Source organism: Allobosea caraganae (genome assembly GCF_003351345.1).
Lineage (GTDB): Bacteria > Pseudomonadota > Alphaproteobacteria > Rhizobiales > Beijerinckiaceae > Allobosea > Allobosea caraganae.
The window spans coordinates 22,574-37,381 of sequence record NZ_QQTO01000023.1 but is presented as its reverse complement, the minus strand read 5'-3'; the positions used below and the strand labels follow the sequence as shown (position 1 = coordinate 37,381).

The window sequence follows — 14,808 nt, the reverse complement described above, 5'->3', positions numbered from 1 at the left end:
GTCATCCATTGACAACGCCCGACTTTATGCAATGTGTCTGCACTCCGGCGCGTAGAGCGCCAAACCACAGGAGAATACTGCCATTCGTCGTCCCTTCCGCGCTGCCCCAACCCCGACCAAAGACGGCCCACGAGCCAACCGTGACATTCGTGGCGTCCGCGACGTTCAGCTTATCGACGATACCGGCGCCAACCGCGGCGTGGTGTCGTTCTTCGAGGCATTGAAGATTGCCGAGGATGCCGGACTCGACCTGGTCGAGATCGCCCCCAACTCAGTGCCTCCGGTCTGCAAGATTCTCGATTACGGCCGCTTCCGCTTTCTGGAGCAGAAGAAGGCTGCCGAGGCGCGCAAGAAGCAGCGCACCATCGAGATCAAGGAGATCAAGCTCCGCCCCGGCATCGACAAGCACGATTACGACGTCAAGATGAAGGCCATGCACGGCTTCTTCGAGGAAGGCGACAAGGTCAAGGTGACCCTGCGCTTCCGCGGCCGCGAGATGGCTCACCAGGATCTCGGCGTGAAGGTGCTCGAGCGGGTCAAGGTCGATCTGGTCGAAGTCGCCAAGGTCGAGAGCGACTGGCAGCTCGAAGGCCGCCAGATGGTGATGGTGCTCGCCCCTAAATGACGAACGCCTGATCGCCGTCATGCGATTGGCTTCAGGCCCGGCCAGAGCATGATGCCGAAAAGTGCGAAGCGGTTTTCGGACGACATCATGCTCTAACTCATTGGTGAAAGACGAATTTTGACTTCAGATGAGTCATCCAGTGACTCATCTGAAGTCAAAATTCGTCTCTGGCCGGGCCTTGTCATGTCTGGCGTTGCGATGCTTCGATCCGGCCTTGCCCGTTCGTCATGAGGTTGCCGCCATGTCCCAGCCCAGCATCACCAACCAGCGCCGCAACCTCGCCGCCGCCTTGCGCCTCGCCGCGAAATACGAGCTCAACGAGGGCATCTGCAATCATTTCTCCGTTGCGCTCGCTGATGGCGCCGACGGCAAGCCGCGCTACCTGATCAACCCCTATGGCGTGCACTGGGCCGAGATGCGCCCCTCCGACCTGCTGCTGATCGACGACAAGGGCCAGGTGCTGGAAGGGGAGGGCGAGGTCGAGGCCACCGCCCGCAACATCCACATCGCCGCTCACAAGGCCAACCCGCGCCATGTCGCGGTGCTGCACGTCCACATGCCCTATGCCACCGCACTGACCATGGTCGAGGGCGGCCGGCTGGAGGTGGCGCACCAGACCGCCTGCCGCTTCCACGGCCGCACCATGTACCAGGACCATTTCGGCGGGCTGGCGCTGGACGAGGCCGAGGGCGAGGCGATCGTCGCCGCCAACAAGGCCGACACCTCCGCCGACATCACCTTCCTGGCCCATCACGGCGTCACCATCGGCGGCCCCTCGGTCGCGGTCGCCTTCGACGATCTGTATTTCCTGGAGCGGGCCTGCAAGCAGCAGGTCCTGGCGATGTCGACCGGCAAGCCGCTGAAGCTGATCCCGCAGCCCGAAATCGACGCGACCGCGCGCGAATGGCGCCAGGTGCTGGTCTATCAGGCCGAAAAGCACTTTGAGGCGCTGGTGCGGATGGAAGGCGTCTGAGCGGTCTGAGCCGAGCGTCAGAGCATGCTACGATGATGCGGCAATCTCTTCGCGTCATCCCGGACAAGCCGCGCAGCGGCGCCGCTCCGGGATCCATCATAGGACCCCGGCGCTCTATGATGGATCCCGGAGCTCCGCTTCGCTCCGTCCGGGATGACGGTGGCTAATTCTGGCAAATCGCAGCGACCGCTAGCTGACCGAGCGGATGATCTCGCGATAGGCCGCCTCGGGGAAGGCCTTGAGGGTTTGCGTCCGGATGCTGCCCTGCATTGCCAGCTGCAGGTTGAAGCGCGCGGCGACGGCATCGTCCGGCGCCTCGTAGACGGCGACCATGTCGTATCGGCCCATGGTCATGAAGAACAGCTTGAAGTCGCCGCCCATGCCCCTGAGCAACTCCCTCGCGGCATCGAGGCGCGTCGGCGAGGCTTTGACGTTATGCGCGCCTTGCTCGGTCCAGTTGGCCAGCATGATGTAGGTCGTCATGGCGTCCTCCGGTAAGGGCCGCCTTGAATGGAAATGCTTGGCAAAGATCTCCCTTGGCCTGGACGGGCGCTCGGGCGGCTCGGGGCCATCCTTGGGCCGACTATGACTCTAGCACAGTTCGCGCCTGCTCCGAATCATGCGAAGTGCCTAGCAAATCAGCACAATCTTCCCGTAGGGAAGATGCGAATCAGGCCGTGCGCGGATTAGACTCCGCCAACATGCGGGCCGCCGAATCGTTACGGCATGGCTGGTCCGGCCGGAGACTGAAGGTGAGTGCCAGCAAGGGTTTCGACGCCGATCCGTCGCTGTCGGGTCTTGGGCGTCACATGCATGCGATCGCGGCCTATCGCGAGGAGCTCGGCCGCCTCCAGGCCTCCTGGGACACGCTGAGCCTGCTCGGCGAACTCTCGGGCAACGCCACCGAGATGGCTGGCACCCGCGCCGCCTTCGGCGAGCTCAGCACGGCGCTGCTGCACCACCTCGCCATCGAGACGCACCGCAAGGCGCTGGCCGATCTCAGGACCAAGGCGCAGAACGGCATCAACATCCTCGTGCGCAACCTGTTCGAGCGCACCGCCGATATCGGCTTCCTCTCCGCCGACGGGCATATCCGCGATCTGCTGGAGGCTGATACGGAGGATGCCGGCGCCCGCGCCGCGCTGGAGGCCCGCTTCCGCGAATATGTCGCGAAATACTCGGTCTATTCCGACATCATCCTGCTCGACCGCGAGGGCGAGGTCCGCGCCCGGCTCGAGCCGCATGCGAAATCCGCGAGCCATCACGCCATCCTCGCCGAGGTCATGGCCAGCGAGGCGGCCTATGTCGAGCATTTCGGCCCGCTCGACATCGTCTCGGACGAGAAGCGACTGGTCTATGCTTGGCGGGTCGAGCGTCCCGGCCAGCGCCCGCTCGGCGTCCTCATCCTGGTCTTCCGCCTTGCCGACGAGATGGAGGGCATCTTCGGCAACCTGATCGCGCCCGACGACTGGACGGTGCTCGCCTGCGCCAGCCCGGACGGCACGATCATCGCCAGCTCCTGCCCGATCCAGGCGCCCGCCGGATTGAAGCTGCCGCCGAGTGCGCTGCGCCCTTCGGACAAGCCGCTGCGGCTGGGCGGCCGGCAATATCTCGCGGTCGCCTGCGAGGCCGCCGGCTATCAGGGCTATCTCGGGCCGGGCTGGAGCTGCATCGGCCTGCTGCCGCTAGAGGCCGCCTTCGAGCGCGAGGAGGGGCAGGTCGTCGACGGCGTCGATGCCGGCCTGCTCGATTCCGTCACCGGCGATCCCGCCCTGTTCTCCGACGAGCTGCGCATCGTCTCGCGCAAGGCCGGCGTGATCCAGCGCGACCTCAACCGCTCCGTCTGGAACGGCTGGATCAAGCAGACGGATTCGACCGAGGCCAACGTCGCCTTCTCGAAGCTCCTGCTCTCGGAGGTCTCGAATGCCGGCCGCAAGACGCAAGCCGTCTTCGATGCCTCGATCGGCGATCTCTACCGCACGGTGATCGCGGCGATCCTGGAGAAATGCCGCTCGCACGCCGCCTTCGCCATCGACGTGATGGACCGCAATCTCTACGAGCGCGCCAATGACGGCCGCTGGTGGGCGCTGGATGCGACCTTCGCCAAGGCGCTGGCGGAGCCCTCACCGGAGGGTTTCCGCTCCTGCGCCAGCGTGCTCGCGTCGATCAACGCGCTCTACACGGTCTACAGCAACCTGATCCTGTTCGACGCCGCCGGCCGCGTCGTCGCGGTCTCGCAGCCCGGGCAGGAGCATTTGCTTGGCACCGCGCTCGACGGCGAATGGGTCTCGCGGGCCCTGTCGCTGCGCTCGACCCAGGACTATGCCGTCTCGCGCTTCGAGCCGACTGCGCTCTACGGCGAGGCCGCGACCTATATCTACGCCGCCGGCATTTCCGGCCGGAACGGCAGGCCGCTCGGCGGCGTCGCCATCGTCTTCGATTCCACCCCGCAATTCGACGCGATGCTGCACGACGCCCTGCCGGCGGATGCCGCTGGCCGACCGCTCACGGGTGCCTTCGCGCTCTTCCTCGACGAGGCCGGCAAGGTCATCGCCTCGACCTCGCAGCGCTTCGTCATCGGCTCGGTTTGCGATCTCGCGATCGATCTCGGCAGCGTCGCGCCCAAGCAGGACCTGTCGCGGATCATCGCCTTCGAGGGTCGCTACTATGCCATCGGCGCGGTGATCTCGCAGGGCTACCGCGAGTACAAGACGCAGGACGGCTACCGCTCCGACGTCATCGCGGTTTGCGCCGTGCCGCTGGGCGCGGTCACGGAGGGGCGCGTCGCCGTGCCGGCCGCCGCGAATGCCGCGACGCTCGCCCGCAAATCCGGCGAGCGCGGCCCGGAGACGGAGATCGCCACTTTCCACATCGCCCGGCACTGGCTCGGCGTGCCCGCGCGCGACGTGGTCGAGGCGGTGGACGCCGTCGACATGAAGCCGGCGGCAGCGACGCTCGCGGGCACCATCTTCGCGGGCTACAAGCTCTACAAGGGCGCGCCGGTGCCGGTGCTCAGGCTGGAGACGCGGCTCGGGATCAGCGGCGGCCCGCGCGAGGACCAGCAGATCGTCATCGTCCGCTCGGCCGGCAGCCTGCTCGGCCTGCTGGTCGACACGCTCGGCACGATCCCGGCGGTGCAGCAATCCGACATCATGCCGATCAGGGAGCTGACCTCCCGCGACGACGTGCCGGCGACCGGCGTCGTCGGCAATGCCGGCAGCGGCGAGGGCATGCTGATGCTGCTCGACGTCGACCGGCTCGGCCTCGACGTCCTCGGTCGGACCCCCTTTCGCGCGCAGGCGGCGGAATGAAAAAGCCTGGCTGGGACAGTCAACTCACGACCCTTGGCTACCTTTTGCAATGGCGGCTTGTGACCAGTTCGAGCAGTCGGCCGGGGCCTCTCGCTGACCGCTGCTGACTTCGTCAGCTCAGCCCCATTCCCGCCGGGTCGCTCAAATCACATCGACGAGACATTTTGCCTGTGTCTAAATCCTCCTGCCGCCGATTACAGGCTTTTGAAGCCTGCTTTCGCCGGGCCCGGACTTTGAGCCTTGCTACGCCGATCATATTCTCTCGGGTTGCTGAAGGGCTAAGGCCATGGCGCGTTCAAAACAAATCGGATCGCCTCACGAATTATCGAACACTGCTTCTCGAACAAGCTTTTGGAATCACAAGTCGCGCCGGCCTGCGGCAAACGATGACGACTGGTTCTTCCGAGGACTCCTATGGGGCGCTCCGATATCGATCTTGCTTTGGGGATCGATCGCGCTTGCTCGGAGCCTCTTGTCTGGATGACGGCAGCTCAAACAAGCCGAGCCAACACCGTCGCACGAACAGAAGCAGCCCGGCGCTACGCGCCGGGCTGCTCTGAGGTCCAAACTATTCGGCTCAGAACTTATAGTTCACGCCGACCCGAACGAGTCCGGCGCCGTTGCCGCTATCGGTGCTCGCGGTATAGGTGCCGGCCGGAAGCAGGCCGCCCGCCGGGTTGAAGAAGGCGCGGGTCTTTCGTCCCTCGCTGAGATCGACGTAGAGACCTTCGAGCTTAATCGTCCAGTTGTTGGTGAAGGCGTACTCGACGCCGCCGCCGATGGTCCAGCCGACATTGCTCGTCGTGTCGCCGGTCAGCGGGTTGTTGTTCAGGCCGCCATAGGCCAGACCACCTGTGATGTAGATCAGGGTCCGGTCCATGGCGTAGCCGATGCGGGCGCGGACGGTGCCGAAGTAGGCGCCGTCACCACTCCCCCTGCCGGCCCACCACGTATAGGGCCCCCACGACACGTCGCCGCCCGCGTCGACATATTGGATGTCCGTCTCGAGGCCGTAGACGATGGCGCCGGATTGCCAGTTATAGCCGATCTGGCCGCCACCGACGAACGCTCCGTCACTGCCGCCCCCACTGAGGATTCCAGAAGAGCCGGCCGTCGGTCCGGTGACGATGACGTCACGCGAGCCGGCCCAGCCCACGCCGGCATTGAGACCGACGTAGAATCCAGTCCAGGTGAATACGGGGGCATATACGATCGGGGCCGCGCGGCTCGGAAGATCCGCCGCGAACGCCGAGGAGGCCAAGCATGTCGCAAGTACGCCAGTGGATACAAGGCTGAAACGCATGATATCCTCCCAGGGTGATGAGTCACCAACCTAATCGTTGCACATGAAACTATTGCGGTGAAGCTAAATAATTGGCAGCCTTTGCCGATCAACTGACGAAAGCGCTGTTAAGTGATATTTTGACCACCTGACCGATGCTAAACGCGGCACCTCGATGGAGCGCTCGTTTCAGACTTCGCCAGGCTAGTTGGCCCGAGGAGCCTGCACTCGGGTTGCCATTGCTGTCTTCTGCCGAGCCTGAATCGGTCTGCTCTCCACCCATTACGGACATTCGCAGCGCGGCAGCGCCTTGGCTGTCGTCGTCCAATAGAAAACCCTCCCGCAAGGGGAGGGCTGGTGGTGCAGAGCCCTGACCAGAGATCTATTTGAGCGGTGCTGGTGTGAGCTGACCAGCGTGACCGCATTAGGCAGCCACGCCAGTCAAACTCACAATCGATCGATCAACGCACCGGCGGGGCGTACTGGATGCCGCCCTGGGTCCAGAGGCGGTTCAGGGCGCGCGGCTGGCTGTTGCTCGACTTCGGGCCGAAATGGCGGTCGAAGCTCTCGCCGTAATTGCCGACGGCCTTGATGATGCGCACGGCCCAGTCGTTGGTCAGCCCGAGCGACTCGCCGAACTTGCTTTCGACGCCGAGCAGGCGGCGCACTTCCGGGTTCTGCGAATTCTTGATCATGTCGTCGACATTGGCCTGGGTGACGCCGAGCTCTTCGGCATCGATCATCGCGAAGACAGTCCAGCGCACGAGGTCGAACCAGGCCTGGTCGTTCTTGCGGACCCAGGGGCCGAGCGGCTCCTTGGAGATGACGTCCTGGAGCAGGATGTGCTCCTCCGGCTTCTGCAGCTTGCCGCGCGTGCCGGCGAGCGAGGAGAGGTCGGTGGTGTAGGCATCGCAGCGGCCGGCCTCGTAGGCGGCGACCGTCTCTTCCAGCGTCGCGAAGGCGACGGTCTCGAACTTGATGTTGTTGGTGCGGCCGTAGTCGGCGAGGTTGAGCTCGGTCGTCGTGCCCTGCGCGACGCAGATCGAGGCGCCGTTCAGGTCCTTGACGGTGTTCACGTTCAGCTTCTTGCGAACGATGAAGCCCTGGCCGTCATAATAGTTCACGGCGGTGAAGGCGATGCCCTGGCCGATGTCGCGGCTGAGCGACCAGGTGGTGGTGCGGGCGAGAACGTCGATCTCGCCGGACTGCAGCGCGACCAGCCGGTTCTTGCTCGACAGCGACAGGTAGGACGCCTTGTCCTGGTCGTTGAAGATGGCCGCGGCTAGCGCGCGGCAGACATCGGTGTCGAAGCCGCGCCAGACGCCCTTGGCGTCCTGGAGCGAGAAGCCCGGCACGCCTTCGCTGGTGCCGCAGGTGATCTGGCCGCGCGCCTTGATCTTGTCGAGCGTCGACTGGCCCTGGGCGAAGGCGGGAACGCCGCTGAGGGCCGCGAGCGCGAGGCCCGCTGCCAGCTTGAAGAGGGAAAGTTTCACGTTGAAGTCTCCGGGAGGAAGGCGGCGGGCAATGATCCTGAAGTGTTACGTTGGTGTGAACGTTTTGCGTCCGACGCAGCGGCATGCGACGAGATGACCGCCGCGGGCCGATCCGCCGCGCATTTTCGTCTTTGCGCGCACGCACTTGTCAGGGCCGGGCTTTTCTGTCATACGCGCGGCCTTCGATCGCCCGGCTGATAAGGGCTGCCGTGGCGGTCGTACTTTGCTTCCAGCAAGCAAAACTTGAGCGGCGCATCTCGCGCGTCCGCGACCATTTGAGGAGCTGAAATGCCCAAGATCAAGACGAAGTCGAGCGCTAAGAAGCGCTTCAAGATCACCGGAACCGGCAAGGTGCTCTACGCCCAGGCCGGCAAGCGTCACGGCATGATCAAGCGGACCAACAAGCAGCTCCGCAATCACCGCGGGACGAACGTTCTTTTCGAGGGCGATGCCGCCAACGTGAAGAAGTACTTCCTGCCGAACGGCTGACGCCCTCTTAACCTTCCGGAGATCATCACATGGCTCGCGTGAAACGGGGCGTAACGTCCCACGCCAAGCACAAAAAGACATTCAAGGCCGCCAAGGGCTTCTATGGCCGCCGCAAGAACACGATCCGCGCCGCCAAGGCGGCCGTCGATCGCTCGATGCAGTACGCCTACCGCGACCGCAAGAACAAGAAGCGTTCGTTCCGCGCTCTTTGGATCCAGCGTCTCAACGCGGCGGTGCGTGAGCACGATCTGACCTATTCGGTCTTCATTGGCGGCCTCGCCAAGGCGGGCATCGAACTCGACCGCAAGACCCTCTCGGCCCTGGCCATCGACGACGCAGCCGCTTTCGCTGCCGTGGTCGAGACGGTGAAGGGTGCGCTTGGGCAGCCCGAAGCCAAGGCTGCGTAAGCGGTTTTCGCTGAGATTGAGTTTGAAAAAGGCCGGCGGAAACGCCGGCCTTTTTCTTTTTTGCACGAACTTGCTTCAGCTTGAAGCCTATCGGACGCTGCCACTCACGTCTGCACGCTGCCGTTGGGATGCGGCGCCCAGCCGTCGCCGGCGCGCTCGACGATGCAGTCATAGGCCGCCTCGGGCGTGTCGGCGTAGCGGAAGAGCGAGAGGTCCTCGGGCCGGATGAAGCCGGCCGCCTGCATCGCGTCGAGCTTGATGAGGCCCTGCCAATAGGCCTTGTCGTAGAGCACGATCGGCAGCGGCGGCATCTTGCCGGTCTGCACCAGCGTCATGATCTCGAAGAGCTCGTCGAGCGTGCCGAAGCCGCCGGGGAAGACGACCAGCGCCGCCGCCCTCATCGCCAGATGCATCTTGCGCATCGCGAAATAATGGAAGCGGAAGGTCAGGTCCGGCGTCGACCAGGCATTGGGGTCCTGCTCGTGCGGCAAGGTGATGTTGAAGCCGATCGTCACGGCGCCGGCTTCGGTCGCGCCGCGATTGGCGGCCTCCATGATGCCGGGGCCGCCGCCGGTGGCGATGACGTGGTAGCGCCCGGCCTCGCCCGAGGCGAGCGCGCCGCCGCGCTCCGAGGCGAGCCGCCCGAACGCGCGCGCAGCCTCGTACCAGGGATTGCCCTCGCGCACCCGCGCCGAGCCGAACACGACGATGGTCGAGACGATGCCGCGCGCCCTCAGCGCATCCTCCGCCTTCTGATATTCGAGCATGAAGCGCGCCCCGCGCGTCGAATCGCCGAGGATGAAGTCGGGGTCCTGTGCGGCGAGGCGGTAGGAGGGGGAGTTCTTCTGGGCTGAGTTGTCGCGCATGGGCCGTGAGTCTCCGTCGTCGCCGCGTTCTGGATAGCCGGATCAGCACCGTGCTGTCGCCTCACGCTGTCGTTGAGACGGGATTGTCACGATGTTGAGGTCATGAAGCGCGTTGGGCGCGGAATCGGCCCGCCTGCGATGCTTTGCCAGCGCGATTGCCCGCGAGCCCGATCGCTTCAAGTCGGATCGACTTGAAGCGTGAATCGGTCTCGCATCAAAGGCTTTAAGCCTGATGTCGTCCGAAAACCGCTGCGCACTTTTCGGCATCAGGCTCTAGCATCGACGCTGGCGACACCCTAGAAGATGCCTCGCAAACGGACCAGATCAGGCATGAACGAGATCGATACCCTCAGCGACACGCTCCTCAGTGAGATCGCCGCCGCGCAGGACGAGGCCGCGCTCGAGCAATTGCGCATCGCCGCGCTCGGCAAGGCAGGCTCGGTCTCCGCGCTGCTGAAGACGCTGGGCGCGATGACGCCGGACGAGCGCAAGGAGAAGGGCCCGCTGATCAACGGCCTGCGCGACCGCGTCCAGACGGCGCTGGGCGAGCGCAAGGACGCGCTCGGCGAAGCCGCGCTCGACGCGCGCCTGGCTTCCGAGCGCATCGACATCTCGCTGCCGGTGCGCGAGGGGCCGGAGGCGCGCGGCCGCATCCACCCGATCAGCCAGGTCATCGACGAGATCACCGCGATCTTCGGCGACATGGGCTTCGCCATCGCGGAAGGCCCGGATGTCGAGACCGACGACCTCAACTTCACCAAGCTGAACTTCCCCGTCGGCCACCCGGCCCGCGAGATGCACGACACCTTCTTCTTCGCGCCCGACGCCAATGGCGAGCGCAAGCTGCTGCGCACCCATACCTCGCCGGTGCAGATCAGGACGATGATCGCGCAGGAGCCGCCGATCCGCGTCGTCTGCCCGGGCCGGACCTACCGGATGGATTCCGACCAGACCCACACTCCGATGTTCCATCAGGTCGAGGGGCTGGTGATCGAGAAGAAGGCCCATTTCGGCCATATGAAATGGGTGCTGGAGGAGTTCTGCAAGGCGTTCTTCGAGGTCGAGGGCGTCAAGATGCGCTTCCGCCCGTCCTTCTTCCCCTTCACCGAGCCTTCGGCCGAGGTCGACATCCAGTGCTCGCGCAAGGGCGGCGAGATCCGCTTCGGCGAGGGCGAGGATTGGCTGGAGATCCTGGGCTGCGGCATGGTCCACCCGAACGTGCTCAGGAATTGCGGGCTCGACCCGGACGTCTACCAGGGCTTTGCCTGGGGCATGGGCATCGACCGCATCGCCATGCTCAAATACGGCGTGCCGGACCTGCGCCCCTTCTTCGAGGCGGATGTCCGCTGGCTCTCGCATTACGGCTTCCGCCCGCTCGACCTGCCGACGCTGGCCGGCGGGCTGACCTCGTGATCGGCTGAAGCAGCGCAGGAGGACGGGGATGAGCGGGGCGCAATGGGCAGGTTCGGTCGCGGCCTTCATGGTCGTGATGAATCTCGTCTGCCTGGCCATCACCTATTGGCGCCTGCGCCGGCGCGAGAAGGGCTCGGCCCTGCTCGACCAACTGCCGCCAGTGACGATCGTGCGCCCGGTGCGCGGCCTCGAAGCCTTCAGCCGGGAGACGCTGAGCTCCGGCCTGGTGCTCGATTATCCCCGCTACCAGACGATCATCTGCGTCGCCGATGGCAATGACCCGATCGTGCCGCTGGTCAACGAACTGATCGCCGAATACGGCACTGAGAAGCTGCGGCTGATCGTTGGCGATGTCGCCGTCAGCGCCAATCCCAAGCTCAACAACTGCGTCAAGGGCTGGGACGAGGCGACGAGCGAGTGGGTCATCCTCGCCGATTCCAACGTGCTGATGCCGAAGGCCTACATCCAGCGGCTGATGGCGTCGTGGCGGCCCGATACCGGGCTGGTCTGCTCGACGCCGGTCGGCTCACGCCCGGTCGGCTTCTGGGCCGAGCTCGAATGCGCCTTCCTCAACACCTTCCAGGCGCGCTGGCAATATGCCGGCGAGGCCCTCGGCTTCGGCTTCGCCCAGGGCAAGTCGATGCTCTGGAACAAGCCCTTCCTCGACGCCAATGGCGGCATCGCCGCGCTCGCGGCCGAGATCGCCGAGGACGCGGCCGCGACCAAGCTGGTGCGCAATGCCGGCAAACACGTCCACCTCGTCGGCCAGCCCTTCGAGCAGCCGCTGGGCGAACGCAGCCTCTATGACGTGGTCCAGCGCCAGTTCCGTTGGGCCCGCTTGCGCCGCGTCACCTTCCTGCCCTTCTTCCTGCCGGAAATCTTGTCGGGGCCGCTGATCCCGTGCGTGCTCGCGGGTTTCGCGGCCTCGGCCTTCGGCTTCGCGATCTGGCAGGCGGTGGGACTCGTGCTGCTGCACTGGTATGTCGGCGAGATGCTGCTGGCCTATGGCGTCGGCTGGTTCGTCTCCTGGCGCTTTCCGGTGGCGCTGCTGGCACGCGACATCCTCTTTCCCGGCATCTGGGCCTATGCCTTCGTCGCCGGCGAGGTCAGCTGGCGCGGCAATGAAATGAAGATCAAGACGGATGGGGCGGACGAACTCAACGACGCCGTCCCGACCCTGTCTCCTGTCAATCTGAGAAGCGACGGACGGCCATGAAGTTCACCTTGTCCTGGTTGAAGGACCATCTCGACACCTCCGACACGCTCGACGCCATCACCGAGGCTCTGACGCGCGTCGGGCTCGAGGTCGAAGGCGTCGAGGACAGGGCGAAGGCGCTGTCTGCCTTCACCATCGCCTATGTCATCGAGGCGAAGCAGCATCCCAATGCCGATCGGCTGCGCGTCTGCCTGGTCGATACCGGCTCCGGCGAGCCCGTGCAGGTCGTCTGCGGCGCGCCCAATGCCCGCACCGGCATGAAGGGCGTGTTCTCGCCGCCGGGCACCTACATCCCCGGCAAGGACATCACGCTCGGCAAGGGCGTCATCCGCGGCGTCGAGTCGAACGGCATGCTGGTCTCCGAGGCCGAGCTCCAGCTCTCCGACGACCATGACGGCATCATCGACCTGCCTGACGATGCGCCGGTCGGCCAGCCCTACGCCGTCTATGCCGGGCTCGACGACGCCACGATCGAGATCGCGGTGACCCCGAACCGCGCCGATGCGCTTGGCGTTTCAGGCGTGGCGCGCGACCTCGCCGCCGCCGGCCTCGGCAAGCTGAAGACGCCGCCGGTCCAGCCGGTGCGCGGCTCGTTCCCGTGCCCGGTCGGCGTCAAGCTCGACTTCGCCGAGGAAGACAAGAAGCTCTGCCCGGCCTTCGCGCTGCGCCTCGTGCGCGGCGTCAAGAACGGCCCCTCGCCGGAATGGCTGCAGGCCCGCCTGCGCGCCATCGGCCTGCGCCCGATCAATGCGCTGGTCGACATCACCAATTTCATGACCTTCGACCGCAACCGGCCGCTGCACGTCTTCGATGCGGCCAAGGTCAAGGGCGACCTCACGGTGCGCCGCGCCAGGGCGGGCGAGCAGATCCTCGCGCTCGACGGCAAGACCTACACGCTGACCGACGAGCAGGTCGTGATCGCTGATGAGCATGGCGTCGAGTCGCTCGCCGGCATCATGGGTGGTGAGGCCTCGGGCTGCGACGAGAGCACGGTCGACGTGCTGGTCGAGAGCGCGCTCTGGGACCCGCTGAACATTGCCCGCTCCGGCCGTGCGCTCGGCATCAACTCGGACGCGCGCTACCGCTTCGAGCGCGGCATCGACCCGGATTTCTGCCGGCCGGGCCTCGATCTCGCGACGACTATGATCCTCGAACTCTGCGGCGGCGAGGCCTCCGAGATGGTCTTCGCCGGCGATATCCCGGAATCCAGCGGCGCCATCGATTTCCCCTGGTCCGAGGTCAAGCGCCTGACCGGGCTCGACCTGCCGCAGGTCGAGATGAAGCTGGCGCTGACCTCGCTCGGCTTCCACGTCTCGGGCGCCGGCGAGCGCGTCAAGGTCGCGGCGCCGTCCTGGCGCAGCGATGTCGAGGGCAAGACCGACCTCGTCGAGGAGATCCTGCGCATAGCCGGGCTCGACCGCGTCGAGTCGACGCCGCTGCCGCGCATCAAGGCCGAGGTGGTCAAGCCGGTCCTGACAGTGCTGCAGAAGCGCACCCGCGCCGCCAAGCGCCTGCTCGCCAGCCGTGGCCTGGTCGAGGCCGTGACCTGGTCCTTCATCTCGCATGATGCCGCAAAACTCTTCGGCGGCGGCTCGCCCAAGCTGACGCTCGCCAACCCGATCGCGGCCGATCTCTCCGACATGCGGCCCTCGCTGCTGCCGGGGCTGATCCGCTCGGCCCAGGCCAATGCCGATCGCGGCTTTGGTGATGTCGCGCTGTTCGAAGTGGGACAGGTCTTCCACAGCGACGAGCCGGAAGGCCAGCTCATCGCCGCCGCCGGCCTGCGCCGCGGCACTGCGAAGCTTGAGGGCGTCGGCCGCCATTGGGATGGCGGTGCGAAGCCGGTCGATGCCTTCGACGCCAAGGCCGACCTGATGGCCTTGCTCTCCGGCCTCGGCATTCCCGTCGGCGGCCTTCAGATCGTGGCCGGCGGCCCGGCCTGGGCCCATCCCGGCCGCTCGGCGACGCTGCAATTCGGCCCCAAGGGCGTGGTCGGCACCTTTGGCGAGCTCCACCCGAAGGTGCTGAAGGCGCTCGACGTCAAGGGCCCGCTCGTCGCTTTCGAGATCCATCTCGATGCGCTGCCGCTGCCCAAGTACAAGCCGACCAAGGTCAAGCCGAAGCTCAACCTCTCCGGCTTCCAGCCGGTGACGCGCGACTTCGCCTTCATCGTCGATGGCAAGGTCGCGGCCGGCGACATGCTGAAGACGGCGCAGAATGCCGACCGCGCCCTGATCTCCGACGTCGCGGTCTTCGACCTCTATGAGGGGCCGGGCGTCGAGGCCGGCAAGAAGTCGGTCGCGCTCGCGGTCACGCTCCAGCCGGTCGAGAAGACCCTGACCGATGCCGAGATCGAGGCCGTCGGCGGCAAGATCGTCGCCGAGATGGCCAAGCGCTACGGCGCGGCCTTGCGCGGATAGACTAGCCTCGAAGGTAGAGCTCCTCCCTTCCCCCTTGTGGGGAAGGGTATGGGGATGGGGGGCGAGCGACCGGGTTCGCCGCTGCTTGCTCGGCCGCTTGTATCCAGGTGGCCGAAAGCGATGGAGCGAGCGCTCCGACTTTTCGCCCCCCACCCCTGCCCCTCCCCACAAGGGGGAGGGGTTCCCCGCGCTTTCCCGATCAGCTCCTCGCAATGACGGTGAAGGCGCTTTGCGCCATCTGAGAACGACGTTTGCGGCTGCTTGAACCTGCCCCCGTTATTGATACAGATTGTGTAATAATCCGCGCACGCAA

Annotated in this window: 12 protein-coding genes; 8 read left to right on the top strand and 4 right to left on the bottom strand. The window is 65.6% G+C overall.

The window, feature by feature from the left end:
* The first annotated feature begins 82 nt into the window (after positions 1-82).
* Positions 83-625 carry a translation initiation factor IF-3 gene (infC, locus tag DWF00_RS18980; protein ID WP_114830202.1) on the top strand — a complete coding sequence of 181 codons (543 nt, stop codon included), beginning with the start codon at positions 83-85 and terminating at the stop codon, positions 623-625.
* 241 nt (positions 626-866) lie between these two features.
* Positions 867-1,598, top strand: coding sequence for an aldolase (locus DWF00_RS18975; protein ID WP_114830201.1), 732 nt, complete (start codon positions 867-869; stop codon positions 1,596-1,598).
* Between the two features lie 189 nt (positions 1,599-1,787).
* Here DWF00_RS18975 and DWF00_RS18970 read toward each other — a convergent pair whose 3' ends face one another.
* Complete coding sequence (locus DWF00_RS18970) at positions 1,788-2,081, bottom strand: GYD domain-containing protein (protein WP_114830200.1); 294 nt, start codon at positions 2,079-2,081, stop codon at positions 1,788-1,790.
* Between the two features lie 269 nt (positions 2,082-2,350).
* On the opposite strand from DWF00_RS18970, the gene DWF00_RS18965 reads away from it, so the two are divergent.
* On the top strand, positions 2,351-4,909 hold the full coding sequence (locus tag DWF00_RS18965) for a chemotaxis protein CheW (protein ID WP_181832721.1): 2,559 nt from the start codon (positions 2,351-2,353) through the stop codon (positions 4,907-4,909).
* A gap of 577 nt (positions 4,910-5,486) precedes the next feature.
* Here DWF00_RS18965 and DWF00_RS18960 read toward each other — a convergent pair.
* The gene (locus tag DWF00_RS18960) at positions 5,487-6,212 is read right to left on the bottom strand and encodes an outer membrane protein (RefSeq protein WP_114830198.1); all 726 of its coding nucleotides are present in this window, start codon (positions 6,210-6,212) and stop codon (positions 5,487-5,489) included.
* A gap of 440 nt (positions 6,213-6,652) precedes the next feature.
* Complete coding sequence (locus DWF00_RS18955) at positions 6,653-7,684, bottom strand: amino acid ABC transporter substrate-binding protein (RefSeq protein ID WP_245974075.1); 1,032 nt, start codon at positions 7,682-7,684, stop codon at positions 6,653-6,655.
* A 288-nt stretch (positions 7,685-7,972) separates the two neighbouring features.
* Here DWF00_RS18955 and rpmI point away from each other — a divergent pair, with 288 nt between their 5' ends.
* A complete protein-coding gene (gene rpmI, locus DWF00_RS18950; protein WP_066609790.1) occupies positions 7,973-8,173 on the top strand; it encodes a 50S ribosomal protein L35 in 201 nt (66 codons plus the stop codon).
* Between the two features lie 29 nt (positions 8,174-8,202).
* Positions 8,203-8,580, top strand: a complete 378-nt coding sequence (gene rplT / locus DWF00_RS18945; protein ID WP_114830197.1) for a 50S ribosomal protein L20 — start codon at positions 8,203-8,205, stop codon at positions 8,578-8,580.
* Positions 8,581-8,684: 104 nt separating this feature from the next.
* On the opposite strand, the gene DWF00_RS18940 is transcribed toward rplT, so the two are convergent.
* Positions 8,685-9,446: an LOG family protein gene (locus tag DWF00_RS18940; RefSeq protein ID WP_114830196.1), complete on the bottom strand. Its 762-nt coding sequence runs from the start codon at positions 9,444-9,446 to the stop codon at positions 8,685-8,687.
* Between the two features lie 330 nt (positions 9,447-9,776).
* Between DWF00_RS18940 and pheS the strand changes: the two genes are divergently transcribed.
* Genes pheS through pheT form a run of 3 tightly spaced genes read left to right on the top strand, consistent with a single transcriptional unit; the run spans position 9,777 to position 14,495 of the window.
* Entirely contained in the window at positions 9,777-10,859 is a 1,083-nt protein-coding gene (gene pheS / locus DWF00_RS18935; RefSeq protein WP_114830195.1) for a phenylalanine--tRNA ligase subunit alpha, read from the top strand.
* Positions 10,860-10,887: 28 nt separating this feature from the next.
* Positions 10,888-12,075, top strand: coding sequence for a glycosyltransferase (locus DWF00_RS18930; RefSeq protein WP_114830194.1), 1,188 nt, complete (start codon positions 10,888-10,890; stop codon positions 12,073-12,075).
* Positions 12,072-14,495, top strand: a complete 2,424-nt coding sequence (gene pheT, locus DWF00_RS18925; protein ID WP_114830193.1) for a phenylalanine--tRNA ligase subunit beta — start codon at positions 12,072-12,074, stop codon at positions 14,493-14,495. Before DWF00_RS18930 ends, pheT begins: the two co-directional genes overlap by 4 nt.
* Positions 14,496-14,808: the final 313 nt, after the last annotated feature.